Annotated in this window: 20 protein-coding genes and 1 tRNA gene; 7 read left to right on the top strand and 14 right to left on the bottom strand. The window is 73.3% G+C overall.

The annotated features are described in order from the left end of the window. The first annotated feature begins 178 nt into the window (after window positions 1-178). Entirely contained in the window at window positions 179-1,393 is a 1,215-nt protein-coding gene (locus tag ACIO5D_RS12795) for a S8 family serine peptidase (RefSeq protein WP_363606046.1), read from the top strand. A 96-nt stretch (window positions 1,394-1,489) separates the two neighbouring features. On the opposite strand, the gene disA is transcribed toward ACIO5D_RS12795, so the two are convergent. Together disA and radA are read right to left on the bottom strand one after the other, a co-directional pair. Beyond that, a complete protein-coding gene (gene disA / locus ACIO5D_RS12790; RefSeq protein ID WP_363614417.1) occupies window positions 1,490-2,596 on the bottom strand; it encodes a DNA integrity scanning diadenylate cyclase DisA in 1,107 nt (368 codons plus the stop codon). A gap of 138 nt (window positions 2,597-2,734) precedes the next feature. Beyond that, complete coding sequence (gene radA / locus ACIO5D_RS12785) at window positions 2,735-4,279, bottom strand: DNA repair protein RadA (protein WP_363614419.1); 1,545 nt, start codon at window positions 4,277-4,279, stop codon at window positions 2,735-2,737. Window positions 4,280-4,453: 174 nt separating this feature from the next. Here radA and ACIO5D_RS12780 point away from each other — a divergent pair, with 174 nt between their 5' ends. Then, entirely contained in the window at window positions 4,454-6,316 is a 1,863-nt protein-coding gene (locus ACIO5D_RS12780; RefSeq protein WP_400795039.1) for a sigma-70 family RNA polymerase sigma factor, read from the top strand. 117 nt (window positions 6,317-6,433) lie between these two features. On the opposite strand, the gene ACIO5D_RS12775 is transcribed toward ACIO5D_RS12780, so the two are convergent. The 5 genes from ACIO5D_RS12775 to ACIO5D_RS12755 form a co-directional block, all read right to left on the bottom strand. Next, complete coding sequence (locus ACIO5D_RS12775) at window positions 6,434-7,105, bottom strand: GAP family protein (protein WP_363614423.1); 672 nt, start codon at window positions 7,103-7,105, stop codon at window positions 6,434-6,436. A gap of 76 nt (window positions 7,106-7,181) precedes the next feature. Next, complete coding sequence (locus ACIO5D_RS12770) at window positions 7,182-8,558, bottom strand: DUF1254 domain-containing protein (RefSeq protein WP_400795037.1); 1,377 nt, start codon at window positions 8,556-8,558, stop codon at window positions 7,182-7,184. A gap of 102 nt (window positions 8,559-8,660) precedes the next feature. Beyond that, on the bottom strand, window positions 8,661-9,986 hold the full coding sequence (locus tag ACIO5D_RS12765) for a DUF1254 domain-containing protein (RefSeq protein WP_400795035.1): 1,326 nt from the start codon (window positions 9,984-9,986) through the stop codon (window positions 8,661-8,663). Window positions 9,987-10,889: 903 nt separating this feature from the next. Next, window positions 10,890-11,939, bottom strand: coding sequence for a family 2 encapsulin nanocompartment cargo protein polyprenyl transferase (locus ACIO5D_RS12760; protein WP_363614429.1), 1,050 nt, complete (start codon window positions 11,937-11,939; stop codon window positions 10,890-10,892). A gap of 83 nt (window positions 11,940-12,022) precedes the next feature. Continuing rightward, on the bottom strand, window positions 12,023-13,450 hold the full coding sequence (locus ACIO5D_RS12755; RefSeq protein ID WP_400659831.1) for a family 2B encapsulin nanocompartment shell protein: 1,428 nt from the start codon (window positions 13,448-13,450) through the stop codon (window positions 12,023-12,025). 373 nt (window positions 13,451-13,823) lie between these two features. Between ACIO5D_RS12755 and ACIO5D_RS12750 the strand changes: the two genes are divergently transcribed. Further along, window positions 13,824-14,888, top strand: a complete 1,065-nt coding sequence (locus ACIO5D_RS12750; protein WP_400795033.1) for an ATP-grasp domain-containing protein — start codon at window positions 13,824-13,826, stop codon at window positions 14,886-14,888. A gap of 45 nt (window positions 14,889-14,933) precedes the next feature. On the opposite strand, the gene ACIO5D_RS12745 is transcribed toward ACIO5D_RS12750, so the two are convergent. The 4 genes from ACIO5D_RS12745 to ACIO5D_RS12730 all read right to left on the bottom strand — a co-directional run bounded on the left by ACIO5D_RS12745 (window position 14,934) and on the right by ACIO5D_RS12730 (window position 18,995). Continuing rightward, window positions 14,934-15,479: a methylated-DNA--[protein]-cysteine S-methyltransferase gene (locus ACIO5D_RS12745; protein ID WP_400659833.1), complete on the bottom strand. Its 546-nt coding sequence runs from the start codon at window positions 15,477-15,479 to the stop codon at window positions 14,934-14,936. 122 nt (window positions 15,480-15,601) lie between these two features. Continuing rightward, window positions 15,602-15,835 (bottom strand): hypothetical protein, encoded by a 234-nt coding sequence (locus tag ACIO5D_RS12740; protein ID WP_363614437.1) that lies wholly within the window; start codon window positions 15,833-15,835, stop codon window positions 15,602-15,604. Window positions 15,836-15,974: 139 nt separating this feature from the next. Further along, window positions 15,975-17,570 carry an oleate hydratase gene (locus ACIO5D_RS12735; protein WP_400795031.1) on the bottom strand — a complete coding sequence of 532 codons (1,596 nt, stop codon included), beginning with the start codon at window positions 17,568-17,570 and terminating at the stop codon, window positions 15,975-15,977. 90 nt (window positions 17,571-17,660) lie between these two features. After that, a complete protein-coding gene (locus tag ACIO5D_RS12730) occupies window positions 17,661-18,995 on the bottom strand; it encodes an MFS transporter (protein ID WP_400795029.1) in 1,335 nt (444 codons plus the stop codon). 203 nt (window positions 18,996-19,198) lie between these two features. On the opposite strand from ACIO5D_RS12730, the gene ACIO5D_RS12725 reads away from it, so the two are divergent. After that, complete coding sequence (locus tag ACIO5D_RS12725; protein WP_400795027.1) at window positions 19,199-20,026, top strand: hypothetical protein; 828 nt, start codon at window positions 19,199-19,201, stop codon at window positions 20,024-20,026. A 22-nt stretch (window positions 20,027-20,048) separates the two neighbouring features. Here the strand turns inward: ACIO5D_RS12725 and ACIO5D_RS12720 are convergent. Beyond that, a tRNA-Thr gene (locus ACIO5D_RS12720) sits at window positions 20,049-20,122 on the bottom strand. A gap of 281 nt (window positions 20,123-20,403) precedes the next feature. On the opposite strand from ACIO5D_RS12720, the gene ACIO5D_RS12715 reads away from it, so the two are divergent. The 3 genes from ACIO5D_RS12715 (at window position 20,404) to ACIO5D_RS12705 (ending at window position 23,044) form a co-directional block, all read left to right on the top strand. After that, complete coding sequence (locus ACIO5D_RS12715) at window positions 20,404-21,495, top strand: sn-glycerol-3-phosphate ABC transporter ATP-binding protein UgpC (RefSeq protein ID WP_363612509.1); 1,092 nt, start codon at window positions 20,404-20,406, stop codon at window positions 21,493-21,495. Between the two features lie 248 nt (window positions 21,496-21,743). Then, a complete protein-coding gene (locus ACIO5D_RS12710; RefSeq protein WP_363612507.1) occupies window positions 21,744-22,187 on the top strand; it encodes a hypothetical protein in 444 nt (147 codons plus the stop codon). 53 nt (window positions 22,188-22,240) lie between these two features. After that, a complete protein-coding gene (locus ACIO5D_RS12705) occupies window positions 22,241-23,044 on the top strand; it encodes an NDP-sugar synthase (RefSeq protein WP_400659846.1) in 804 nt (267 codons plus the stop codon). Window positions 23,045-23,156: 112 nt separating this feature from the next. On the opposite strand, the gene ACIO5D_RS12700 is transcribed toward ACIO5D_RS12705, so the two are convergent. Together ACIO5D_RS12700 and rlmB are read right to left on the bottom strand one after the other, a co-directional pair. Beyond that, window positions 23,157-24,788: a DoxX family membrane protein gene (locus ACIO5D_RS12700; protein WP_400659849.1), complete on the bottom strand. Its 1,632-nt coding sequence runs from the start codon at window positions 24,786-24,788 to the stop codon at window positions 23,157-23,159. Window positions 24,789-25,094: 306 nt separating this feature from the next. Further along, a complete protein-coding gene (gene rlmB, locus ACIO5D_RS12695) occupies window positions 25,095-26,090 on the bottom strand; it encodes a 23S rRNA (guanosine(2251)-2'-O)-methyltransferase RlmB (RefSeq protein ID WP_363612501.1) in 996 nt (331 codons plus the stop codon). Window positions 26,091-26,219: the final 129 nt, after the last annotated feature.

Below are 26,219 nucleotides of genomic sequence, written 5' to 3'. Positions count from 1 at the left end.
CTTTGGCCGCGGCTCCGCGTGTCCCCGGAGTGTCTCCGCAATGTCCCCGGCATAGCGACCCCATGACGACCCGAAACCCTTCTTGTCGCGTTCCTGCCATCGGCCGAATCCTGATGACCCCGGGCCGTGACACCGCCCGGACCCCGCTCCGCACCACCGACGAGGAGGAACACCTCTCATGGCAGTGCAGCGCATCACCCGCCGCCGGACCGCGGCCGCCCTCACCACCGCGATCGCCACCGCCGTCCTCTGCGGCGCCGCCACCCTGCCGGCCGGCGCGGCAGAGCTCCCGGAAGGCGTCGTCCAGCAGGCCGACTCGCCGACCGCCGTCCCGGGCAGCTACATCGTCATCCTCAAGGCGGCCTCGGGCATCAAGGCCGGCTCCGCGCAGGGCCGGCAGGTGGTGGCCCGGCACGGCGGCCAGGTCCGGCAGACCTGGGACCGGGCGGTGAACGGCTACGAGGCCGCCCTGACGGCCGAACAGGCCCGCCGGCTGGCCGCCGATCCGGCCGTCGCGGCGGTCGAGGCCAACCAGACCTTCACCGTCGCCGCGACCCAGGTCAACCCGCCGTCCTGGGGCCTGGACCGGATCGACCAGCCGGCTCTCCCGCTCGACTCCCGCTACACCTACCCCGACGCGGCCGGCGCCGGGGTGACCGCGTACGTCATCGACACCGGCGTACGGGTCTCGCACACCGACTTCGGCGGCCGGGCCTCCGACGGCTACGACTTCGTCGACAACGACGCCGTGGCCCAGGACGGCAACGGCCACGGCACGCACGTCGCCGCGACCATCGCGGGCAGCGCCTACGGCGTGGCCAAGAGCGCCAAGGTGGTCGGCGTCCGGGTGCTCGACAACAACGGCTCCGGCACCACGGCCGGCGTGATCGCCGGCGTCAACTGGGTCACCCAGAACGCGAAGAAGCCCGCCGTCGCCAACCTCAGCCTCGGCGGCTCGCCCAGCACCACGCTGGACAGCGCCGTGGCCAACTCGATCGCCTCCGGCGTCACCTACGCCATCGCGGCCGGCAACTCCGCCGCCCCGGCGCAGAACTACTCCCCGGCGAGGGTCCCGACCGCGATCACCGTCGGCGCGACCACCGACACGGACGCCAAGGCCAGTTACTCCAACTACGGCAGCCGGGTGGACATCTTCGCCCCCGGCACGAACATCACCTCGGCCTGGAACACCAGTGACACGGCCACCAACACCATCTCCGGTACGTCGATGGCCAGTCCGCACGTGGCCGGCGCCGCCGCGATCTACCTCTCGTACCACCCGGGGGACACCCCGGCGAGCGTCACCAGCGCCCTCACCGCGGCCGCCACCAGCGGCGTGCTCACCTCGATCGGCAGCGGCAGCCCCAACCTGCTGCTGCGCGTCACCCAGTAGGACGGCCGGAACGACCGCAGTACGGCCGGAACGACGGACGGCCCCCGGGGAGTGGAATCCCCGGGGGCCGTCCCGTGCGTGCGGGTGCGCCGACCGTCAGACGTAGCGCTCCAGGATGGACGACTCGGCCAGCCGGGACAGACCCTCGCGGACCGAGCGGGCCCTGGTCTCGCCGACGCCCTCGACCGTCTGCAGATCGTCGATGCTGGCGGCGAGCAGCTTCTGCAGCCCGCCGAAGTGCTCGACCAGCCGCTCTATGACGGTGTTGGGCAGCCGCGGGATCTTGGCCAGCAACCGGTAACCCCGCGGCGAGACCGCCGAGTCCAGCGACTCCGGCGAGCCCGAGTAGCCGAGCGCCTTGGCGACGGTCTGCAGGTCGAGCAGTTCGGCGTGGGTCAGCGCCTCCAGGTCGGCGAGCACCTCGGCGACCGTCCGGCCCTTCTTGGCGGCCCGCTCCGGGAAGTAGTCCCGGGCGACCAGCTCGCGCTCCGGCTCCACACCGGCGATCAGTTCGTCCAGCTGGAGCGAGAGCAGCCGGCCGTCGGTACCGAGCTCCAGCACGTAGCCGGCGATCTCGGTGGCGATCAGCCGGACCATCTCCAGCCGCTGGGCGACGGCGGTGACGTCCCGGACCGTCACCAGGTCCTCGATCTCCAGCGCGGAGAGCGTGCCGGCCACCTCGTCCAGGCGGAGCTTGTACCGCTCCAGGGTGGCGAGCGCCTGGTTGGCGCGGGAGAGGACGGTGGTCGAGTCCTCCAGCACCCGGCGGGTGCCGTTGACGTACATCGCGATCAGCCGCATCGAGTGCGAGACCGCGACCACCGGGAACCCGGTCTGCCGGTTGACCCGCTCCGCGGTGCGGTGCCGGGTACCGGTCTCGTCGGTGGGGATGGTGGAGTCCGGCATCAGGTGCACCCCGGCCCGGACGATCTTGGTGATGTCCTTGTCCAGCACCACCGCGCCGTCGAGCTTGCACAGCTCGCGCAGCCGGGTGGCGGTGAACTCGACGTCCAGGACGAACCCGCCGGTACAGATCGACTCGACCGTCTTGTCGAAGCCGAGCACGATCAAACCGCCGGTGTTGGCCCGCAGCACCCGCTCCAGGCCGTCACGCAGCCCCGTGCCGGGCGCGATGGCGCTGAGGGAGGCCCGCAGCAGGGCCTCCTCGCGGGAGGACTTGTCCGCCCGGTCGCTGGCTGCCACGTGACTCCTCCGGTCGACCCGTACCGCGCGCCTCGCGCGTGCGCCGGCCTACGGTCTGTTGCTCTGTCGCTTATTACTGCCTTATCGGCAATTAGACAGGGGAAAGTCTAACTGCGTGCGGCATCGACAGGGCTTGGGTCAGCGCAGTTCGTCGGAGTCGACCGGCTCCCACCCCTCCATGAGCTCCTCCGGGTAGGCCGCGACCGGGGTTTCGCGCCGCCCCGCGCGAGGGGCCGGCGGCGTCTCGCGCGGGGCCTCCGAAGCCCCGCGGCGGGTCGACGGTGCCTCACCACGCGGCTTGGCGGCGGCCCGACGGCGGCCGGGAATGGCCCGCAGCGCCTCGCCGATGTCCGCGACCTCGACCACCGTCATGCCCGCCGGCACCTTGCCCGGGTCCGGCGGGACCAGCGCGTGGGTGAAGCCCAGCCGGTGCGCCTCGGCGAGCCGCCGCTGCACACCCGTCACCCGGCGGACCTCGCCCGCGAGACCGACCTCGCCGATCGCCACCAGGTTGCTCGGCAGCGGGGTGTCGGAGGAGGAGCTGGCCACCGCGAGCGCGATCGCGAGGTCCGCGGACGGCTCGGTCAGCTTCACCCCGCCGACCGTCGCGGTGTAGATGTCCTGCTTGCCGAGCTTCACCCCGCCGTGCCGCTCGACCACGGCCAGGATCATCGCGATCCGGGGCGACTCCAGACCGGAGGTCGTCCGGCGCGGGGACGGGATCTGCGAATCCACCATCAGCGCCTGCACCTCCGCCACCAGCGGGCGGCGGCCCTCCAGGGTGACGGTCAGGCAGGTACCGGGAACGGGCTTGTCGCGCCTGGTCAGGAAGAGGCCGGAGGGGTCGGCCAGGCCCGTGATGCCCTCGTCGTGCAGTTCGAAGCAGCCGACCTCGTCGGTGGCGCCGTACCGGTTCTTGATACCGCGGATGATGCGCAGCCGGGCGTGGCGGTCCCCCTCGAAGCTCAGCACCACGTCCACCAGGTGCTCCAGCAGGCGGGGGCCGGCGATCTGGCCGTCCTTGGTGACGTGGCCGACCAGCAGGGTCGCCATGCCGCGGTCCTTGGACGCCCGGATCAGCGCGCCCGCCACCTCGCGGACCTGGGCCGGGCCGCCGGGGGCGCCGTCCAGCTCGGCGGAGGCGATGGTCTGCACCGAGTCCAGGATCAGCAGGCCCGGGCTGACCGCCTCGATGTGGCCGAGCACCGCGCCGAGATCGGACTCGGCGGCGAGGTAGAGGTGTTCGGAGAGCGCGTTGATCCGGTCGGCGCGCAGCCGGACCTGACCGGCCGACTCCTCACCGGTGACGTACAGGGTGCGGTGCCGGGCGCCGGCGGCCTTGGCCGCGACGTCCAGCAGCAGGGTCGACTTGCCGACGCCGGGCTCGCCGGCCAGCAGGACCACGGCGCCGGGGACGATGCCGCCGCCGAGCACCCGGTCGAGCTCGGGGACGCCGGTGGAGCGGGCCGTCGCCACCTGGCCGTCGACCTGGGCGATCGGCCGGGCGGGCGCGCTGACCGGGCCGGCGGCGGTGGTCCTGATCGGCACCGCGCCGTACTCCTCCACCGTGCCCCAGGCGTTGCACTCCGGGCACCGGCCGACCCACTTGGGCAGCTGGTTGCCGCACTCGGTGCAGCGGTACGCCGGGCGCGGCTTGGCGGTGGTCTTGGTACGGGCAGCCATGCGGCCCACCGTAGCGCCTGGGTCCGACAGCCCGGGTACGACGGCGACGACGGTGGTCGGGGCTCCGGTCGTGGACCGGGGTGGGTCCACAGATGGGCGATGTTGTTACCCGAAAGAAGTACAACAGCAGGGAATGGCCCGGGTGCGGCCTCCGGGCTCTCTACCGTCGGACAGGTGACGACGAGTGCTGAAGAGCCGCGCGACGCCGTGCTCGCGGCGTACGACCGGCAGGTGGACGGCCTGTTCACCTACTGTCTCTCGGTGCTGTGCGAGCACGACGCGGCGGCCGACGCCCTGCGGGAGGTACGGGAGCTGGCGCTGCGGCACGGGGCCCGGCTGGCCGAGCCCGGGCTGCTGCGGGCCTGGCTGTACTCGTTGGCTCGGTACTGCTGTCTGCGCCGGTTGCAGAACGGGCCGGGGACCTGGTCCGGTGCGGGCCACGGGGCCGGTGCGGCGCACGGGCCGCGGCCGGGGCTCCCGGCCGTCGAGGCCGCCCGGCGGCGGCGCGAGCTGGCCTCGCTGGCCTGGCCCGCGGCGGCGGGCACCGATCCCGAGCAGCGCGAGGCGCTGGAGCTGTCGGTACGGCATCGGCTGAGCCCGATCGAGGTGGCGGCCGTGCTGGGCGTGCCGTTCGACACCGCCCGGACGCTGCTCGCCTCGGCGCAGGCGGAGGTCGACCAGACCGGGGCGGCGCTGCTGGTGCCCGGCGTCCGCGGCTGCCCCGGGCTGGACCGGCTCGGCGGGGCCGGGGCGGAGAGCCGGCGGGACCGGGTGCTCGGCCCGGCGCCGCGCCGGGAGCTGGTGCGGCACGTGATGGACTGCCCGACCTGCCGGGGTACGGCGGAACGGGTGGCCGGAGGGGCGGCCGAGAGTGCGGCGGGGCTGTCCGGGCTGCCGGTGCTGTCCGCGCCCGCCGCCCGGCCCGGGCGGAGCGGCGGTGTGGTGTTCCTGCCGCAGGCGGCCCGGACGGTGGGGCGTGCGGGGTCGGCGGGACGGGTAGCGGTGGTCGAGCCGGGGCTGCGGTTCGACCAGAGCGGTTTCCCGCGTCACCGCGCGCCGGACGCGGGTCGTGGGTCGGCGGTGCGCCGGCGGGTCATGACCACCGGGGTGCTGGCGGCTGTGCTGTTCGCTCCGGTGGCCGCGCTCTGGGCCGGCCACCGGAGCGGTGGCACCGCACGGGTCGCCGCTTCGGTCTCGTCGGTCCGGGTGGACGCGCACGGGCGGCCCGCCGGATACCGGCCGGAGGGCCCCGGGTCGGCCGTGGACCGGCCGGATCCGGTGGGCCGGATGGGCCAGGACGGTGCCGCACCGGCGACGGCCGGGCTGGAACTCGCCGGTACCGGGGTGGTCAGTGCAGAAACGTTGCCCCCGGGGGCCCCGGGCCCCGCAATCGCCGTACCGAGCCGTGGCGCGACCCCGCTCGGCAGCCCCCTGCCGGTCACCGCGTCGGCCCCCGGCGGCGGCCTCCCGGCCGGGCCCACAGCCGGCGGACAGCCGGCGCCGCCCGCTCCGGCCGGACAGTTGACCGTCGAGGCGGGCGAGTACGGCAACCGGACCGTACTCACCCTGACCAACTCCGGCAGCACCGAGATCCGCTGGCACGCCGCCGTGGACGCGGCCTGGCTCCGGCTCGGCCGGGACGCCGGGACGCTCGCCCCGGGCCAGCGGATCACGGTGATCGTCACCGTGGACGAGGAGCTCGCCCCGGCCGTGCACTGGTCCGCCCGGATCGCGCTGCCGCCCTCGCAGGCCGTGGTCGCCCTGGAGGGCGGCCCGCACAACCGGGGCGGTGGCACCTCCGCCTCGACCGACCCGACCACGAGCCCCGCCGACCCGGACCGGCCGTCCCAGGGCGGCACGCCGGGTGGCACGCCGTCCGCGACTCCGACGGGTCCGGGGCCCACGGCGGTCCCCTCCTCCCCGGCGCCGACCGCCTCACCGACGGCCGCCCCCAGCACGCCCTCGCCCTCGCCTTCGCCCCCGGCCCCGACCGTCACCGCGTCCACACCCGCTCCGGTCTCTCCCTCGTCGCGCTGAGCCGAGACGCGGGCGAGGCCCGAACCGGGCGGATGCCGAGCCGGGCGGATGCCGGACCGGGCTGGGTGCCGGACCGGGCTGGGTGCCGGGTCGTCGGGCCACCAGATGGCCGGTTCGTCAGATGGTCAGCCTGGAGATCGCGTCGCCGACGTACGTCGCGCCGAGGACGACCAGGGACACCAGCACGATCGCCGGGTTGTGGGCGGCCGTCCACGCCTTCCACTCCCCCAGCGTCCTGGCCGCCCCGTCGCCGCCGAACAGGTGGACCGCCGACGGCAGCAGTGTGCAGAGCGAGCCGACCAGCACCAGCAGCGCGGCCGCCACCGCCTTGCCGCTGCCGGACGCCGTGCTGGTGGCGATCGAGAGGGCGCCGCCGACCGCCAGCACCAGGTTCTTCGGGTCGGCCGTCAACAGGACGGCGGCCAGGCCGACCACTCTGCCGGGGGTGGACCGGTGGACCGTCCGCATCCATGTCGGCGGGCCGTGCACATGCCCCTCGCGCGGGCGGTCCTTCCACCGCGTGAGGCCCAGGAGGAGAAGGAACACGCCGATCGCCAGCTTCAGCCACCACGCCCAGACCGGTTTCGAGGAACCGGTGGTCAGCCCCGAACCGGCCAGCACCACCACGGTGACCACCGCCGCCAGCGCCACCGCCCAGCCGGCCGCGAACGCCGCTCCGTTGACCCGGCCCTTCGGCGTGGCCAGCATCAGGATCACCGCGATCAGCGGCAACGGGCTGATCGCGATACCCACGGCCGAGGCCAGCATCTGGCCGACGGCGTCGCCCATGCTCCTGCCTCTCGTCGGTACGACGCCTCGGGGCTCCGCGAACCGGGCGCGGTGACCCTCGGGCGGCTACTCGGGGTCAGTCGCTCGGGGTCAGTTGCTCGGACTCGGAGAGCCGGGTTAAGTGCCGCTGGATCGGTGGCACCCGGTAGGTGCCGTCCAGGGCGGGCCGTTTCGGCTGGTAGAGCCGGATGATCGGCCGGAACCCGCCCTCCGGGGTGGGCAGCCAGTTCGCCACCGCGGCGGGGTGGGCGGGCGGTTCGTGCTGGAGCAGCAGGGTCAGCGAACCGTCCTCGCCGTACACCAGGCCGGGGGTGCGGTCGCCGATCGAGTAGCGCGCGATCGGGTTCGCCACCAGGTGGTACTCCGGCAGCCCGTACATGGTGACGGACCAGAAGGCGTCCGCCGGCGGGGGTTCGTCGAAGCGCAGCGTGTACGCGTGCGCGCCGCTGAGCGGCCGGCCGTCGGCGTCGTCGTACGTCGTCGCGTAGACCGCCTCGTACGCGTGGTTGCCCCAGAGGCCGGCGCGGGCGGCGGCGGCCCGGCTGAGGTAGGCGGCGCGGCGGTCGGGGATGCGCCACTCGGAGTCGTCGATGGTGCCGGGGCCGAGGAAGTCGACGTTGTAGTCGAAGAGGTGCAGCCCCGCCCGCCACTCGCCGGCCGGGTGGTCCTCCGGTGGCCGGGTGGCGGCCTCGACCCGTTCGCGGCCCGCCGCCATGCCCTTGAGCAGGGCCAGCGTCCATTCCGGCGCGGGGGCGCGGTAGGGGGAGGGGCCGACGTCGAGCAGGCCGAGCGGGGCGAACCGCTGCTGGTACTCGATGTCGGCCGCGGCGGGCGGGAAGGCCGCCATCCAGATCCGCAGCCGTTCGAAGAAGGCCAGCCGCTCGGGCACCTCGAAGTCGGGTTCGGGCAGTCCGGCGACCAGGCCGCCCGGCTCCAGCGGTTCGAGCGTCAGCCCTTCCTGGAGCGCCCGGACCCGTGGCAGGTCGTCGGGGCCCGTGCAGGCGAAGCGGCCGACGATGCAGGCCACCGTGGTCGGCGCGACGATCACCCGCTGGGGGTCGGCCGGGGTGCCGTGCCAGTCGGGCGGGACGATCAGCCAGGTCTGCCCGCCGGTGCCGGTGGCCCGCGAGCCGAGGTAGGCGAAGTTGTCGGTCCACGCGTCGACGAACTGCAGCACGTAGTACGCCCCACCGGTGTCCGGCACGCTCAGCACCTGCGGGCCCTCGGAGAGGTCGAGCTGGGCGACCGAGTAGACGGTGTCGTTGTTGACCGAGGCGAAGGGGTCGTCCGGCCCGGCCAGCCGGGTGGCGTGGCTGAAGTGGTTGAACGGCGCCGCCGGCAGGATCCCCACGCCGCCCTGGGTGAAGCGCTCGACCATGGTGAGGTCGGAGACGAGCGGGTAGCCGTAGACGTAGGCGTCGGCGGCCAGGGCCTCCAGCTCGGGCTGGGTCATCGGGAGTCCTTCTCGGGTCCGGGGGAACGGGCGGTGCGGCTCGGGGTCGGGGTCGGGGAACGGGCGACGGCGCGGGTTCGGTGCGGGGGGTCGGAGCGGAGGTCAGAGCGGGGTCAGTGGCGGGAGTCGCCAACGGCCGTCGAGGACGGACTGGTCCGGACCGTAGAGCCGGACGACGATCGTGAACGGTCCGTCGGGCGCGGGCAGCCAGTTGGCCGAGTGCTGGGTGTTGGCGGGCCGCTTGTGCTGGATGTGGAGGGTGAGGCCACCGTCCGGCTCGCGGACCAGCCCGGGGGTGCGGTCGCCGATCGCATAGCGGTCCAGGGTGTTGTCGACGAGCCGGCGCTCCGGGAGCGCGTACATGGTGGCCGACCAGAAGAAGCGGGCGGGCGGCAGGTCGTCCGGGCCGAACCGGACGACGTAGTCGCGGTCGCTGGCGTTCGGCGGCTGGTTGCCCGCGCTGTCGGCGGCCCAGCCGCCGTACCAGGTCTCTTCGGCGGGCAGCCCGTACAGATCCACGGCGGCGGCGACCGCCTGCTTGAGGTACTCGGTGCCGATCTGCTCGCGGGTGCCGAAGAGACCGGTCGAGGTGGTGGTCCGGTCGGCGGCGCTTCGCAGTTCGGCCTGACCGTCGGCGATGCCGCGTTCGATCTCGGCGCGCACCACGATCGGCAGCGCGGCGGGCTCGAAGTCGCCGCGGCCGTCGATGCCGAGGTCGGTCAGGCGGGTACGGAGATCGGCCTCGGCGGGGAGCACCGGGAAGAAGCCGAGCAGGAAGTCGAGGAAGCTGAAGAACTCGATGCCGTCCATGACCTCCTCGCGCCAGACCGGCCAGACCGGGTGGGGGGCGGGCGGGGGCGCCGGCGTGCCCGCGTACTCGTGCAGCGGGCGCAGCCGGTAGCCCTGCTGGACCAGCTTCAGCTCCTCGACCGCCTCGGGTGCGGGCCCGGCGAGGTGGGTGCGGCCGAGGATGCCGACCAGCTGGGTGGCGGTGCGGATGACGCCCTTGATGCCCGTGGGGACCTCGCCCTGCCAGCCCGGGCCGGCCACCAGGTAGTCGCCGGCCTCCTGGCCGGTGGCCCGGGCGCCGATGAACCCGGCGTACACGGTGTCGAGTTCGTGCAGCGGGAGGACGTAGTAGCGGTCCTCGGCGGGGACGGAGACCACCCAGGGCTCGGTGCGCAGATCGAGCCAGGCCCGGGAGCGGGAGGTGTCGTTGTCGGGGGTGTCGGCATCGGTGTCGGCCGGGGTGAAGGGCTGCGGATAGTGCCGGAAGACGCCGAAACCGCCGACGTACCCCGGGTCCGCGTCGTCCACGGCCTGCGCGTACAGGGTGCGGTAGTTCCGCAGGATCGGGTAGCCGCGGATCCACGCTTCGGCGGCGGTCGCACGGATGGTGGCCGGGTCCACGAGTGCCGGGTTGCCCATTGCTGTCGCTCTCCCCAGTGGTCGCTCGCCCCGGTGCCGGAGCACCGCTCCTATACGGACATATCGATACAAAGGGGATGCTATGCGGGCCGGATTCGATCAGCACCTCGGCCGGGGGCGCCGACGGCCGGTCCCCGCCGCACCCGACTGCCCTGCTCCCCGGGCTCCCCTGACTCCCCTGCGCCTCCGCTCAGCGCGAACGGGGGCATGCGGGCGAGGGGGACAGAAGAGCTTTCCGGTATGAAGATCCTCCTGCTTGGGGGTTCGTCCTTTCTGGGGCGCGCCTTCGCCTCCGAAGCCCTGGCCCGCGGCGATGAGGTGACCACCTTCAACCGAGGCCGTCCCGGCACCGACCTGCCCGGCGCCCAGGCCGTCCGGGGCGAGCGTGACTCCGCCGCCGACCTGGCGCGCCTGGTCGAGGGGCGGCACTGGGATGCCGTCGTGGACACCTCGGCCCAGCAGCCCGCCCAGGTGGCGCTCTCCGCCGGGCTGCTGCGCGAGCACGCCGGGCACTACACCTTCGCCTCCTCCGCGCACGCCTTCGCCGACTGGCCGGCCCGAACGGTGGACGAGACCTCACCGCTGCACCCCTGCCCCGCCGGCACCCCGCCCGGCCAGCCGTTCAGCAATGCGCTCAAGGCCGGTTGCGGGCGTGCGGCGCTGGAGCGGACGGCCCAGTGCCGGCCCCGGGGGATCCGAACCGGACGATGCAGTTGGAGAACACCGATGCCGACGGCCGAAAGGGCCGCCCGGGTGGCACGATGCCCGGCATCACGCCGGCCAAGGGGCAGCGACTGCTGGCCGTCCTGCCCTAAGGCCTGTCTGAGCCATGCCGACCGCAGGGCCAGGAGTGGAACGTTGGCCGGTCCGACGCCCCACTCCCCTGCATCCACCCCGGACCGCTCAGTGGGTACGGCGCGTGACCAGCTCGGCGAGCGCGAGCAGCTCATCGGCGGCGGACGGCTCGGGAACCGCCGTAGCCAGCTGGGCAAGAGCGGCCGCCATCCGCTCGCAGGACTCGCCCTGCGCCCAGCCCCGCCCGCCGGCCCCTTCGACCGCGACCGCGCAGTGCGCCAACTCCTCGGTACTGAGCGGCCGTTCGAGTGCGTAGAGCTCCGCGAGCCGGGCGCCGTCGGTGGTGCCGGAACCCAGGGCCGCCACCACCGGCAGTGACTTCTTGCGTGCGACCAGGTCCGCACCGACCGGCTTACCGGTGACGGCCGGATCTCCCCAGATTCCGATCAGGTCGTCGATGAGCTGGAACGCCAGGCCGATCTCCCGGCCGAAGCCGTCCATCGCCTGCGCGACCTCCTCCGACGCGCCCGCGTACTGTGCGCCCATCGCACAGGCGGCACCGAGCAGCGCGCCCGTCTTCGCCTCCGCCATCGCCAGGCACTCGGCGAGCGAGACGTCACTGCGCTGTTCGAAGGCGCAGTCGATCTGCTGACCCTCGCAGAGTTCGACCACACAGTCCGCGAGCCGGCGGACGGCCCCCTGGGCGGCCGGGTGGGTGTCCTCGGCGAGGATCCGCAGCGCCAGCGAGTGCATGGCGTCCCCCGCCAGAATGGCCTCGGTGGTGCCGAACACCCGCCAGGCGGTGGGACGGTGGCGCCTGGTCTCGTCACGGTCGATGACATCGTCGTGGAGCAGGGTGAAGTTGTGGACCAGTTCGACGGCGGCGGCCGCAGCCGTGGCCGTGGCCGGCGTGCCGCCGAGGGCCTGGGTGGCGGCGAGGACCAGGGCCGGGCGGATGGCCTTGCCCGAGGGGGCGGCGACCGGCGAACCGTCGGCCTCCCACCAGCCGAAGTGGTAGCCGGCCACCCTGCGCATCGCGCCGGGCAGCGAGTCGACGGCGGTGCGCAGGACCGGATCGACCAGGGCACGGGCGCGGGCGAGCACGTCCTCCGCCTCGTGGCCCTCTCTGTGGTCCCGCTCCAACGTGAAGATTCCCATGGGTTCCTCCCCCTGGTGTTCGGTGGGCGCCACCGGGCCGGGGCGTGGCTGCGACCCGGCGGCGCGGTTCCGGCCGGACCCGGTCAGTCTCGGCGGTGTGCGACGTCGACGTTCTCCAGCACACCGATCGCGTCGGGCACCAGAATGGCGGCGGAATAGTAGGCACTGACGAGATAGGAAATAACGGCCTTCTCGTCGATCCCCATGAAACGCACCGAGAGGCTCGGCTGGTATTCGTCGGGAATTCCGGTCTGGTGGAGTCCGATAACGCCCTGGTTGTCCTCTCCGGTGCGCAGGGCGATGATCGAGCTGGTACCCCCGCCCAGGACCGGGATCTTGTTGCACGGGAAGACCGGCACGCCGCGCCAGGCCGTGACGGCCCTGCCCTGGACATCGACGGTGCCCGGGTAGAGGCCCCGGCGGTTGCACTCCCGCCCGAAGGCCGCGATGGCCCTGGGGTGGGCGAGGAACATCTTGGTGCTGCGGCGGCGGCTGAGCAGCTCGTCCATGTCGTCCGGGGTGGGCGGGCCGGAGTGGGTCTGGATCCGCTGGTCGTACTCGGCGTTCCGCAGCAGCCCGAACTCCGGGTTGTTGATCAGCTCGTGCTCCTGGCGCTCGCGCAGCGCCTCGATGGTCAGCCGGAGCTGGTGCTCGGTCTGGTTCATCGGCTGGTTGTAGAGGTCGGCGACCCGGCTGTGCACCTTGAGCACCGTCTGCGCCACGCTCAGCTCGTACTCGCGCGGCTTCAGCTCGTAGTCCACGAAGGCCCCGGGCAGCTCGTACTCGCCCTGATGGCCGGCCGAGAGCCCGATCTGGGCCTCACCGTGCTTGTTCTGCGCCTGCTGGAACCCGGCCAGGTACTCCATGATCTGCAGCTGCAGCGCCTCGGAACGGTCCGCGAGCTCCTGGAAGTCGGGCCAGGAGAGCACCAGCGCGGTGCCGGCGGTGGCTGCCTTCACCGTGTACGGCCAGGCGCCGTCCTCCTGCCGCAGGGCCTCGTCGCCCAGGTGGTCGCCGTCCGCGAGGGAGCCGAGCACCGCCTCCTCGCCGTACTTGCCGGTGGCGAGCCGGTCGAGCTTGCCGTGCGCGATGATGAAGACCTCGGCGATCGGGGTGCCGGCCGTGACCAGCACCTCACCGACGGAGAAGTCACGCTGGACGAAGCGCCCGGCCAGCTCCTCCAGCACCGCGTCGTCGTCGAAGCCGCGCAGCACCGGCACCTCGCGCAGGCTGGGCGGGACGATCCGTACCTCGGCGCCCGTCTGGACGAAGCTCACCCGGCCCCGGCCGACCGAATAGCGCAGGCGGCGGTTGACCCGGTAGGTACCGGCGGACACCTGGACCCACGGCAGCATCCTGAGCAGCCAGCGCGGGCTGATGCCCTGCATCTGCGGCGCGGACTTGGTGGTCGTCGCGAGATTCCTCGCGCCCTCCGTGCCGAGACTCTGCTGCTGCCGGGTTGGCGACGGCCCACCCTGCGCAGGAATACCGACGTTGGTTTCGGTCGACATGGGGAGCCCTTCGCGTGCCCGATGAAGTGTCGCCTTGCAGCCCTCATGGTGGGCCCATTCGGGGGAGTATGGCAATCACTCTTTCGAGTGGTTGAAATAGCGGAACAAATAGTACGAATGGATCATTTGATCGATATTAGTTCGAGAATTATTCGAAAACTCCGGAACGAGTCCCTCCGCCTCTCCGGCACCGGCACCCCCGGCCCGCCTCCCACGCGCGGCCCCGCGACCACCCGCCGAGCGGACCACCCGCCGTCCACGCCCGCGCAAGGGGCCGCTAAGGTGCCACCTCAAAGGGCCACGGGGCCAGTTGACGAGTGTGTGGCCGCACCGGATGCCCTCCCCTCGTTCACCCCTGCCCTGGGAGGCCTTCATGAGCGCCCCCGTACGTGTCTGGCTCAACCGCACCTACGCGGAGAACGTGTTCTTCGTCGAACAGCTGCGCGAGGCGCCGCGCCCCGTCGAGGTCTACGCCACCCACGCCGACCCCGACTCCCCCGTCCTCGCCGCAGCCGACCACGGCACCCTCGAACCGGCCGACCTGCCGCCCGACGCCTACGTCGCCTTCGCCCTCGACTACTGCGCCCGCCACTCCGTCGACGTCTTCCTGCCGCGGCTCAACCAGCTCGCGATATCCCTGCACCACAAGGAGTTCGAGGCCATCGGCACCGCACTCGCCTGCCCGCCGGCCACCGCGATCGCCGCCTTCCACAGCAAGGCGGACGGCTACGCGGCGATGGCCGACGCCGGGCTGCCCACCCCGCCGTGGTGGCAGGTCCGCACCGCGGAGGAGCTGCTCGCCGCCGTCGAGCGGATCGAGTCCGCCGGGCTCACCGCCTGCCTCAAGCCCGCCTCGGGCGCCGGCGGCGAGGGCTTCCGGCTGCTCACCCGCGAGCCGTTCGGCCTGCACCGGCTGGCCGGCTGGGACAGCCGCGTCCAGGTCGACCAGGTGGCCGCCGCGCTGGAGGCCGCCGACGAACCGGCCGACCTGCTGGTGATGCCCTACCTGAACGGCCCCGAGATCTCCGTGGACTGCCTGGCCGACCGGGACGGCACCCTCCTCACCGCCGTCGGCCGCAGCAAGCGGGGCCGCCGCCGCGGTTTCACCACCGACCCCCGGTACCTGGAGCCGGCCCGCCGACTGGTCGAGTCCACCGGGATGGCCTTCCTCTCCAATGTGCAGTTCCGCCACCTGGCCGGCGAACCGGTGGTGATCGACGTCAACACCCGCCCGTCCGGCGGCCTGCACCAGCTGCGCCTCTGCGGCCTCAACCTCCCCTGGAACGCCGTGCAGTTGGCGCTCGGCGAGCGGCCGGACACCGAGTGGAGCACGGACCCGGACCCGATCGAGTACACCCTGGTCTCCGGGATCCAGCCGGTGCCGCCGCGCCGGCTCCCGTTCGCCCGGAACCTCGCCCCGGCCGAACTCGTCCACTAGCTTCTACGGGCCAGGCCGGGCGGCCCGCGGAACCCATGACCGGCTCTACAGCGGGCCGTTCCAGTCCAGCGTCGGCTCCAGCACCCCCTCCAGGGTGAGCAGCCAGCGCTTCACGTCGATCCCGACCCGGCCGCCGCCGAAGCCGCCGATCCCGTCCGCCGCCACCACCCGGTGGCACGGCACCAGCAGCGCGACGGGGTTGGCGGCCATCATCTGCCCGACCGTCCGGGCCGCCAGCCCGGGCTCCGCCACGTCCTCGAACACCCCGCTGCGGGCGGCCAGTTCGCCATAGGTGATGGTCCGTCCGTACGGCACGTCGGACAGCAGCGTCCGCAGCACCGCCCGATGCGGACCGGTACTCAGGCTCCAGTCGATCGGCAGCCCCAACTCCCGCCGCCGGCCGGAGAGATACTCACCTATCCGGTCGGTCACCGCGGCGGTCTTCGACTCGTCCGTACAGCGCGGCGACTCCCCCGCGCGCTCCCCGTACCCGGCCGCCGCCACACCCAGCGGCGTGACCGCGATGTGCATCGGCCCGCTCGGCAGCGGCGTCGGAACCGTCAGCCAGGACATCGACCAGGACTGCGACACGCTCGGGCTCCCGCCCTCCACCGGACCGGCCGCCGGTTGCACCGGCACCCGGAAGGCGCGCGAGGACCACCCGCCCCGCGCGCCATCGTACGGCGGCTGCGACCGGTCCGGCGCGGCCGTCGTCAGAGCCGCCCCTTCAGCTGCGCGGCGATCCCCCGCGACCAGTGCGACAGCTCGGCCCGGTCGGGCGTCCGGCCCTCGCACAGGGCGCCGAGCTGCGTGTCGTTGAGCCGGTTCGGCCCCGGGATCTCCAGCAGATAGGCCAGTTCGTCCAGCACCGCGGCGAGCCGCTTGGCGTCCGAGTGGTCCAGGGTGACCGCCGCCTCGTGGTGGCTGATGGTGAGAGAACCGGGCATGGCCAACCTCCTCCGTTCGCCCCCGCACTCCCTCCACCGTACGACCGCCCCGGCCGCCGCGCCCGCCATGGTGCGGCGGGGGTACGGCGGCCGGGGCGGGGCGGGAGGGCCGTGGGCGGGGCGCGCTCGCCGTCCGGGCTCAGCCGAACGCGGTGCGCAGCGCGTCGAAGGCGACCTTGGGGTCCGAGAGCCCGTGGTAGATCCCCGGGATCTCCCGGTCGACGCCGAAGAGCTCGTACACGGCGTGCATCGCGCCGCGCACCGAGTACTCCACGGTGAACACCACGTCCTCCGGGACCTCGGTGTACTGCCCGAGGAAGGCGAAGTTCGCCGAACCGGCCGGCACCACCAGCGGGCGGTCGCCGATCGCGCGGCGCTCGAACTGGCTGGTGATGTACGGCATCATCACCGTGACCACCTGCGTGGTGCGGCGGATCTCCGCCAGGTCGTCCTGGAAGCCGAGGTGGCCGATCAGCTCGGTGAGGATCTCCTGCCCGGTGGCCTGCGACATCGGCTTGCCGATGTAGTCGCCGTCGTTGTCACCGAGCAGGCTGTAGCCCCAGAGCGTGAAGACGTCGTCCGGCTGGCCGTCGAAGTGCGGCTGGTGCGGCACCACGATCGACAGCAGCCAGCTGGAGTCCGCGAAGGTCATCAGTGCGCCGGTGCCGGGCGCGTTGCCGGAGAACTCCGTGATGCGGTGGAGCAGGAGCGGACTGCGCATGGTGAGGGTGAAGGACTCCCACTTGGTCTCCTCCACATTGCCGTTGAACGCGCCCGGCCGGCCGAAGTCGGGCGCCTTGCGGGCGATGTTCTCCCAGAGCGACCATCCGCCGTCGCGCTTGTCGCGGATCAGCTCCGGTACCGAGTCGTCGTATCCGTACGAGGCATCGGCCGTCATCGAGCCGATGGTGATGAACGCGTGGTCGTCATCGCCGAGTTCGATCGTGCCGGGCGTGCCGTCACGCTCGACGTGCAGCCGGGTGGCGCGCCGCTCGCCGTCGTTCCCGGCGAAGTCGACGTCGGTGACCTTCACCCCGTAGTCGGTGCGCACTCCCTGTTCGGCGAGCCAGCGCTGCACCGGACGGACGATGGAGTCGTACTGGTTGAGCCTGGTGCGGCGCACCCCCGAGAGGGTGTGGATCCGGGGGAACTCCTGGATGAAGCGCAGGAAGTAGCGCTTGAGCTCGATCGCGCTGTGCCAGTTCTGGAAGGCGAAGGTGCTGCGCCACATCGCCCAGAAGTTGGTCCGGAAGAAGTGCTCGGAGAAGAAGTCCTCGATCCGGCGGGTGCCGATGACCCGCTCGGGAAGGGCCAGCAGCCTGGTCATCTCGGCCCGGTCATGGGCGTTGAGGCCCAGGTCGGCGGCGTCGAGGACGGTGTGGTCGCGGTCGATCAGCCGGGCCTGGGCGTTGGTGTGCCAGACCTTGTTGAAGGCGACGATCTCCTCACGGACCGTCGTCTCCGGGTCGGTGAGGGTGGGGATGCTCTCCAGCAGGTCCCAGAGGCAGACGTACGCCTCGTCCTCCAGCATCCGCCCGCCGCGGGAGACGTAACCGCGCTCGGGGACGGGCGCCGGGGCTCCGTCGAGCGCGCCGCCCGCGATCCGGCTCTCCTCCAGGATGTGCACGGAGGAGCCGGGAAGCTTGGCATCGCGCACCAGGAACACCGCGGCGGCCAGGGAGGCGATGCCTCCGCCGACCAGATAGGCCTGCGGCTGCGAGTCTGCTGAGGTCATGACGTCACCCTTCATCGAGAAGACGGGAGTCGGTTCCGGCCCGGTGGGCCGCAGCTCGGCACCCATCTTGGTCCATATGCGAAGGAATTTCTATTTGCCCGTTTTGTGACCCAGCCCACGTTCGCCCCGCACCCCCTCGACGGCCTGCTCCCACCGTCGCCGACGGACCACCGGAACGGCCAACACCACGCCACCGGCGATGAGTTGCCAGAGAGCACCGAACAACAGCACCCTCGCGGAACCGATCTGATCAGCCGCCGGACCAGCTGCGGCCAGCCCGACGGGCCCGAGCACAAAGGCCCCCAGCGCCCCGAACGAGGCCACCCTGGCGAGCACTTCGGGCGGCACCCAGCTCTGCATGGTGGTGCTGTACAAAGTGCCGCAGACCGCCGAACCGGCGCCCGCCAGCAGCGCCGCCGACACCACCCACGCCAGCGACGCACCGGCCGCGAGCGCCGCCGACGGCAGCACCCACCCGAACGTCGCCAGCGTCGCCACCGCGAGCGGCCGGCCGGGCCTGCGACCCAGCATCAGCAGACCGCCCATCACCGCACCGACCCCGTACACGCCCATCACCAGCCCCCAGCCGCGCGCGCCGCCGAGACCCTGCCGCGCGGCGAGCGGCCCGAGCACCAGGAACGGCGCCCACACCAGCAGGTTGAACAGGCCCATGTGCGCCGTGGTGATCCAGAGCCACGGCCGCGAGCCGAACTCCCACCAGCCGGACCGCAGATCGCCGAGCATCGAGCCGGACCGGTCCGCGCCCCCTTCGGCACGCCCGGGCAGGCTCAGCCGGGCGAGCGCCAGGGCGCCGACGCCGTACGTCACCGCGTCGACCAGCAGCACCGCGGCCGGCCCCTGCGCCGCCGTCACCACGCCGGCGACGGCCGGGCCCGCGACCGTCCCGACCGAACGGGCCAGGCCGAGCAGCGTGTTGGCGTCCGGGAGACGGCTCCGGTCACGCACCAGGCCGGGCACCAGCGCACCGAGCGCCGGCATGAAGAGCCCCTCACCGACGCCCCAGACGGCGACCAGCACCACCATCGCCCAGACCGGGGCCCGACCCGCCATCAGCACCGCCGCGAACACCGCCTGCACGACACCGCGCAGCACATCCGAGGCCAGCATCACCCGCCGGCCGCCCAGGCGGTCCGCGATCACCCCGCCGGCCAGCAGCACCAGCACGATCGGCAGGATCCGGGCCGCCATCACCCAGCCCAGGTCGGTGCCGCTCCCGCCGTGGCCGCCGCTCCCGCCCCCGCCGTCCAGCACCGCGAAGGCCACCGCCACCGGCGCCATCGAGGAGCCGAGCAGCGAGGTCGCGTACCCGACGAAGAACCACCTGAAGTCACGCTCGCCCAGCACGGCGAGACGGCCGGCGAGCCGCCGTTGGCGGGCCGGAATCCGTTCCATGTCCACTGCCATGGGCGGCAAGTCTGCCTCCGCGCCGGAGGGGTGTTCAAGGCTTTCCGGCGAAAAACCTGAGCCGACTCGCATCAATTTCTCGAAACCCTGCCACCACCGCAGTAAATGACCCCAACAGGCCACTCCTACCTGCCATTTACTGCATCAACCCGATATTCTCCAGACGGCCCGTCGCCCATCGTTTACTGCGGAAAGAAGGCTCCATGCCCGAGTCGCCACCGGTCGAGTACACAGTGGCCGTCGAGCGCTATCTCGCCGCCTCCGGGCTCGGCGCCGGCTCCCGCCGGATCTACCGGATCGCACTGAACACCTGGGCCTGGGCACTGGCCGACCGCCCCGCCCCCACCGGCCCCGAACGGCGGCGCGCCCGACCGCCCGTCCTCCCGCTGGCCCTGCTCGACCACCCCGGCGCGGCCACCCGCCTCCGGACCGCCGCCGCCCGTCGCGCCGCCGCGACCGACCCGCGCACGCTCAACCGCGAACTCTCCACCCTGCGCGCCGCGGTCACCTGGTGGCGCGCCCAGGGCTGGATCGACACCGACCCCACCACCGCCCTGCGCCCACGCCCCCTGCCCGGCACCGGCCCGGCACCGCTCACCCCCGCCGAACTCCGCGCGCTCCTCACCCTCCGCGCGCCGCTGCGCGAGCAGACCCTCTGGCACCTGCTCCACGAGAGCGGCGCCGCCATCGAAACCGTCCTCGCCCTGAACGCCGACGACCTCGACCTCCGCCACCGCCGCACCCGCCCCTCGGCCGCCCCCCTCCAGTGGCAGACCGGGACCGCCCGGCTCCTCCCCCTCCTCCTCGCCGGCCGCACCGCCGGCCCCCTCTTCCTCACCGACCGCCGCGCCCCCGCGTCCACCCCCGCCCCCGACCGCTGCCCCCACACCGGCCACGCCCGCCTCTCCTACCGCCGCGCCGCCGAACTCTTCACCACCCTCACCCGCCACCTCTCCCCCACCACCCCCTGGACCCTGCGGCAACTGCGCCCCAACGACACCGGCCCCGGGCACAGTGCCCGGGGCCGGTGATCAAACGATGAGTGGCGCGCTGAGCCCCCTGTCGGGTTCGAACCGACGACCCCCGCTTTACAAGAGCGGTGCTCTGGCCAGCTGAGCTAAGGAGGCATGGTGGCCGTCCGCGACGGATCACGGCGGCACCGGGGGCAGTCTACCGGGCCGGGGCGGGGCGGTGCTGGCATATCCGGGGGTTGGCGGGACGGGTGGGCGTGATGGAACCGATGCCGAAATCGGGCTTGCTGGGGGCTGACAAGCGACGGAAGCGCAGGTAGCGTCGCCGGGAGTCGGTTCGCACAGTGGTTCAGACCACTTGACGGGCCGACGGGTACGACATCCGCCCTTTACTCGGATCGTCCGGCACGTTCCTGCCGGTGAAGGAGAGCACAGCCATGGCTTCTGTGACGTACGACAAGGCGACCCGTGTCTACCCCGGGGCCGACAAGCCCTCGGTGGACGCGCTGGACCTGCAGATCGAGGACGGCGAGTTCCTCGTGCTGGTCGGCCCCTCGGGTTGCGGCAAGTCGACCAGCCTCCGGATGCTGGCCGGCCTGGAGGACGTCAACAGCGGTGCGATCCGCATCGGCGACCGCGACGTCACGCACCTGCCGCCGAAGGACCGGGACATCGCGATGGTGTTCCAGAACTACGCGCTGTACCCGCACATGACCGTCGCCGAGAACATGGGCTTCGCGCTCAAGATCGCGGGCGTCAACAAGGCGGAGATCCGCGCCAAGGTCGAGGAGGCCGGGAAGATCCTCGACCTCACCGAGTTCCTGGACCGCAAGCCGAAGGCGCTCTCCGGCGGTCAGCGCCAGCGTGTCGCGATGGGCCGTGCCATCGTCCGCGAGCCGCAGGTCTTCCTGATGGACGAGCCGCTGTCGAACCTGGACGCCAAGCTCCGCGTCTCGACCCGTACCCAGATCGCCGGCCTGCAGCGCCGCCTGGGCATCACCACGGTGTACGTCACCCACGACCAGACCGAGGCGCTCACCATGGGTGACCGCGTCGCGGTGCTCAAGGGCGGCGTGCTGCAGCAGGTGGACAGCCCGCGCACCATGTACGACCGGCCCGCCAACCTCTTCGTCGCCGGCTTCATCGGCTCGCCGGCGATGAACCTGGTCGAGGTGCCCCTGGTCGACGGCGGCGTGAAGTTCGGCGGCTCGGTCGTCAACATCTCCCGCGAGGACCTGGCCGGCTCCGGCACCGACAAGACCGTGACCGTCGGCATCCGCCCGGAGCACTTCGAGGTCGTCCCGTCGGGCGGCATCGAGGGCGTCGCCGTCACCGTCAACGTGGTCGAGGAGCTCGGCTCGGACGGCTTCGTCTACGGCACCACCAAGATCGGCGGCGAGGACCGGGACCTGGTCGTGCGCGTGCACGGCCGTCAGGTCCCGCAGCGCGGCGAGACCATTCACGTGGTGCCGATCGCCAACGAGACCCACGTCTTCTCCACCAGCACCGGCGCCCGCCTCTCCAGCTGAGGCCCGCGCAGGACAGCGGCCGGAGCCCCGTCGGACCACCCGTGGTCCGACGGGGCTCCGTCGTGTCGGGGGTGCTCCGTCGCCTCGGCAGCCCTCGGCCGACCCCGGGCCCGCAGGGTCACCGGCACCCGCTTCCCCGCCCGGAGCGCCGCCGCGTCAACACGGTGAGGGGACGAACCCGGACACGATGTCACTCGATGGGGTAACGGAGGGCAATCCGGACCACACTCAGCGCTACTCTCCTGATCGTGAAGCAGCTTGTTCGCCGTATCGGCCAGACCATCGCCCTCACCCTGCCCGTCGTCCTGGTGACCACCGGCACCCTCGCCGTGACCAGGGTGCCGTGGGCCCCTCCGACCGGGCTCGACCAGCAGGTCGTGGCCGCGTCCAGCGGCGACGGCGCCGGGATCGGCCGGGCCTCCGGAGCCGGCAAGCCCCAGGACGGCCTGGCTCCCCAGGAGTCGCTGCGCGTCGCGCTGCTGGACGAGCTGCGCGCGCACAACCCGGGCTCCGCGCTGGACCTGCTGGAGCGTTCGATGCGGGAGCAGCCGTCGCTGACGCCGTACTGCTCCTCGCTCGCCACCGAGCTGGGCAAGGCCGCGGTGCGCAAGTACCAGGGCGACGTCCAGCGGGCCCGCTCCTTCGCCCGCCCGGTATGCGACGGCTCGTTCGCATCGGGTATCGCGGGCTAGGGTTTGTCAGACAGCCCTATGAGTCCATCGCGGGGCGCGCCTATTGTTCAGGCATGACCGCTGACTCCGGCCCCACCGCCGACCTCACGTCCCCGCAGCCCCTGCCGGCCCCGTCCGCCGGGGCGAGCGCCCGGCCGGCCGTGACGCAGGCCGTCATCCTGGCCGGCGGCCAGGGCTCCCGGCTGCGGCCCTACACGGACGACCGCCCGAAGCCGCTGGTGGAGATACCGGGCACGGGCACGCCGATCCTGGGGCACCAGCTGGCCTGGCTCGCTTCCGAGGACGTCACCGACGTGGTCATCTCCTGCGGGCATCTGGCCGACGTGCTGGAGGAGTGGCTCGACAAGGCCGACCTGCCGCTGAACGTCCGCACCGTCGTCGAGGCCGAGCCGCTCGGCCGTGGCGGCGGCCTCAAGCACGCCGCCAAGGCGCTGCCCCGCCCGGACGAGCCCTGGTACGCCACCAACGGCGACATCTGGACCCGCTTCAGCCTGCGCGACATGGCGGCCTTCCACTACGAGCGGGACGCCGTCGCGACGCTCGCGCTGGCCCGCCCGCGCATCCCGTGGGGCGCGGTGGAGACGGACCAGTTCGGCAACGTGCTGGACTTCATCGAGGCCCCGCCCTCGCCGTTCCTCATCAACGCCGGCCTGTACGTGTTCAGCCCGGAGTTCGCGGAGCTGCTGCCGGACGTCGGCGACCACGAGCGCACCACCTTCCCCCAGTTGGCCCGGGGCAAGCGGCTGGCGGGCTACCAGCTGCCGCAGGGCGTCTACTGGCGCGCCATCGACACCGCGAAGGACCTCACCGAGGCGGCCAAGGAGCTCGCCGCCGGGGCCGGCCGCGCCCCGCAGTAGGGCAGGCCGCCAGGACCGGCTCAAGGCCCCGCGCGGCGGACAGCACACCGGCCGGGTGCTCCCCCATGGAGCACCCGGCCGGTGTGTCCGCCCCGAGGGGCCGGACGGCCCGTCAGGTGGACGTCGGCGAACCCGGCCGCGAGGACCGGCCGTCGGCACCGGACAGCTCGGCCAGCGGCCCGCTGCCCAGCACCCCGCCGAGCAGACCGGGGCCCGACCCGGAGGCCGCACCACCGCTGGGGCTGGGCCTGGACGCCGACCCCGAGCCGCCGCCCGGGGCCGGACTGCTGCGCTGCGCGGGCGCCGCCCCGGCCGACGCCGGGCCGCCCGACGCCGCCGTCGACGGGGCCGGGCTCGCACCGCCCTCCGGCTTGGTCGAACGCGCCTTGCCGGTCGGGGTGGCCGTCGCGGCCTTCGGCGAGGCCGGGGCGGTGGACGGCGGTCCGGACGAACCACTGGGCGCGGGAGCTCCCGGGCGCGGGCCCCCGGGCGAGGGCGAGGCGGACGGGCCCGGCCCGCCGGGGGCGACGGACGGTCCGCCGCTGGGCCAGATCGGGGTGCCGTAGTCGGTGGCCGGCCGGGACGGCGCCGGGTGCGGCCGGCTGCCGGTCCGTACCGCCGCACCCAGCATGGAGCCGAGCAGCAGGGTCAGACCGACGACCACCGCGGTGACCACCGCGCCCCGGCGCAGTACCCGGCGGCGCAGCGCCGCCGGGGCCCCGGAGCCGTGCCGCCGCCAGGCCTCCAGGTTGAGCCGCCCGTCCAGCGAGGCGAACGGCGCACCGGCGATCAGCAGCGGGCTCCACGCCGCGAGGAAGATCAGGTCGGGCGTGTCGTAGACCGGCACGGCCCGCCAGCTGACGGTGAACAGCAGCACGGCGGAGAGGAGCATCGCCGCGCCGGCCGCGAGTCGCTGCCAGAGGCCGAGGACGGTCAGCACGCCGACCACGATCTCGGCGAACGACACCACCAGGCCGGAGCCCACCGGGTGCGCCATGGCGAAGGCCAGCAGCGGCTCGGCGACCTTCCATGGGTGCAGCGAGGAGAGCCAGCGCATCATCGAGCCGCGCTCGCCGCCGTCAAAGTACACCGGGTCGCAGAGCTTGCTGAACCCGGCGTAGACGGAGAGCGAGCCGAGTACGGCGCGCAGCGGCAGCAGCACCAGGCCGAGGTCGACCCGGCGGCCGGGGTACCAGGGCTGCCTGGCGTCGCCCGCCGTCGCGGAGACCTCGGGCAGCTCGCCGCTGGGTGTCCAGCCCTGCGGCGCGCCGACCGGGCCGTGGCCGGCCTCGGTGGCGGTGCCCCCGCCCTCGCGCGGCTGGCGCGGGACGGTGCGGGCGCCCGCGTACGGCGGGATCAGCCGGGTGTCGTCGCCGACCACGGCCGTGCCGCCCCTGGCCGGTGCCGGTACGCCGGTCAGCCGGACGGCCTCCAGCAGTTGGGTGGCCGCGAGGTCCCCGGGGGGTGCCTGGCCGGTCCAGGTGACGGCGGTGACCCGGCCCTTGCGGCGCGGCGCGGCCCCGCCGCCGGCCCCCGCGAGGGCCGGCACGGCGGAGGCGGGCACGATCACCTGCGGGGTGACCAGCGGACGGCGGATCAGGCCCTGGGTGGCGTACGGGTCGCCGAACGCGGCACCGGTGGACAGCAGTCCGGCCGGGGCCTCGATCAGCGGCGCCACCGGGGCGCCGAGCCGGAGCCGGAAGCTCGCCTGGGTGATGCTGAGGCGCGCGGGGTCGGACGGCACCTTGACCGTATTGAGGCCGGGGCCCGCGTCTATCCCGGTGCTGCCTTCGCCGAACAGGGGGCGCCGAGGTGTTCTGGTGTCCACGCCCGTCTAACGGGCGACCCCCGGTTAGGACACTCTCCCGAGTGGACATCCGGCGCACACTTGAAGTGATCATGAGAAAAGCGATCGGGCCCGGTCGGGCCCGATCGCTTTCACCAGGATTGCGGAGAGTTCAGAAGATCTCCTGCGCGCCGCACACCCCGTGTGATCGGCGCGGACGCGGCGGCGTCAGGCACTCCGCCGACGCTCCTCCGGCCCGGCGGCTCAGCCGACCTTGCTCCGCAGCCGCGCGGCCTCGTACAGCACGATGCCCGCCGCGACACCGGCGTTCAGCGACTCGGTGGCACCCGGCATCGGGATCCGCACCCGGATGTCGCAGGTCTCCGAGACCAGCCGGGACAGGCCCTTGCCCTCGCTGCCCGCGACGATCACGACCGGGCCGGTCAGCGCCTCCAGGTCACCGATCTCGGCCTCGCCGTCGGCGGCCAGGCCGACCACCAGCAGGCCGGCCTTCTGGTAGGCCTCCAGCGCCCGGGTCAGGTTGGTGGCACGGGCGACGGACAGCCGCGCCGCGGCACCGGAGGAGGTCTTCCAGGCACCGGCGGTCATCCCGGCCGCCCGGCGCTCGGGGATGACCACGCCGTGCGCGCCGAAGGCGGCGGCGGAGCGGACCACGGCGCCGAGGTTGCGCGAGTCGGTGACGCCGTCCAGCGCCATGATCAGCGCGTCCTGGCCGGCGTCCGCGGCCTCGCCGAGCAGGTCCTCGGGGTGCGCGTACTCGTACGGCGGGACCTGGAGCACCAGGCCCTGGTGGTTCAGGCCGCCGGTCATCTGGTCCAGCTGCGGGCGCGGGGCCTCCATCAGCGGGATGCCGCGGTCGTTGGCGGCCTGGAAGGCGTCCCTGACCCGGTCGTCGGTGTCGATGAACTGCATGACGTACAGCGCGGTGGCCGGTACGCCGCCCTGCAGGGCCTCGACCACCGAGTTCCGGCCGACGACCAGCTCGGCGGCGCCCGCCCCGCCCCGGCCGCCACGACCGCCGCCACCGCTGCGGCGCATGCCGGCCCGCGCCTTGGCGTCGCGCTCGCGCTTGACCGCGGCGTTGGCGGCACGCTGCTTCGGGTGGCCCTTGCGCTCGGCGCCGGGCGGGGTCGGGCCCTTGCCCTGGAGTGCCTTCCGGCTGTGGCCGCCGGTACCGACAGACGCGCCCTTCTTCGATCCGGCGTTGCGGCGGTTCCTGCGCTGGCTGTTGCCGGCCATGGCTGTACTTCCTGTCTGTCCGGCATGCCCGGCCGCCCCGGTGAGACCGGTGACGGCCGACGGCATGCGCTACGTCATGCGGGAGGGCCGCACCGGTCCGGTACGGCCCACCCTCACCCCATGGTCAGA

The organism is Kitasatospora sp. NPDC087315 (assembly GCF_044744345.1).
In the GTDB taxonomy this organism is placed as follows: Bacteria; Actinomycetota; Actinomycetes; order Streptomycetales; family Streptomycetaceae; genus Kitasatospora.
The sequence above is the reverse complement of the archived record's forward strand: the minus strand, read 5'-3'. Positions and strand labels throughout refer to the sequence as shown.

Bases quoted from the DNA above. Each gene is read 5' to 3' on its own strand.
- ACIO5D_RS12795 (WP_363606046.1), top strand. From the start codon at position 179: ATGGCAGTGCAGCGCATCACCCGCCGCCGGACCGCGGCCGCCCTCACC.
- radA (WP_363614419.1), bottom strand. From the start codon at position 4,279: ATGGCTGCCCGTACCAAGACCACCGCCAAGCCGCGCCCGGCGTACCGC.
- ACIO5D_RS12775 (WP_363614423.1), bottom strand. From the start codon at position 7,105: ATGGGCGACGCCGTCGGCCAGATGCTGGCCTCGGCCGTGGGTATCGCG.
- ACIO5D_RS12770 (WP_400795037.1), bottom strand. From the start codon at position 8,558: ATGACCCAGCCCGAGCTGGAGGCCCTGGCCGCCGACGCCTACGTCTAC.
- ACIO5D_RS12765 (WP_400795035.1), bottom strand. From the start codon at position 9,986: ATGGGCAACCCGGCACTCGTGGACCCGGCCACCATCCGTGCGACCGCC.
- ACIO5D_RS12760 (WP_363614429.1), bottom strand. From the start codon at position 11,939: ATGGGAATCTTCACGTTGGAGCGGGACCACAGAGAGGGCCACGAGGCG.
- ACIO5D_RS12755 (WP_400659831.1), bottom strand. From the start codon at position 13,450: ATGTCGACCGAAACCAACGTCGGTATTCCTGCGCAGGGTGGGCCGTCG.
- ACIO5D_RS12750 (WP_400795033.1), top strand. From the start codon at position 13,824: ATGAGCGCCCCCGTACGTGTCTGGCTCAACCGCACCTACGCGGAGAAC.
- ACIO5D_RS12740 (WP_363614437.1), bottom strand. From the start codon at position 15,835: ATGCCCGGTTCTCTCACCATCAGCCACCACGAGGCGGCGGTCACCCTG.
- ACIO5D_RS12735 (WP_400795031.1), bottom strand. From the start codon at position 17,570: ATGACCTCAGCAGACTCGCAGCCGCAGGCCTATCTGGTCGGCGGAGGC.
- ACIO5D_RS12730 (WP_400795029.1), bottom strand. From the start codon at position 18,995: ATGGCAGTGGACATGGAACGGATTCCGGCCCGCCAACGGCGGCTCGCC.
- ACIO5D_RS12725 (WP_400795027.1), top strand. From the start codon at position 19,199: ATGCCCGAGTCGCCACCGGTCGAGTACACAGTGGCCGTCGAGCGCTAT.
- ACIO5D_RS12715 (WP_363612509.1), top strand. From the start codon at position 20,404: ATGGCTTCTGTGACGTACGACAAGGCGACCCGTGTCTACCCCGGGGCC.
- ACIO5D_RS12705 (WP_400659846.1), top strand. From the start codon at position 22,241: ATGACCGCTGACTCCGGCCCCACCGCCGACCTCACGTCCCCGCAGCCC.
- rlmB (WP_363612501.1), bottom strand. From the start codon at position 26,090: ATGGCCGGCAACAGCCAGCGCAGGAACCGCCGCAACGCCGGATCGAAG.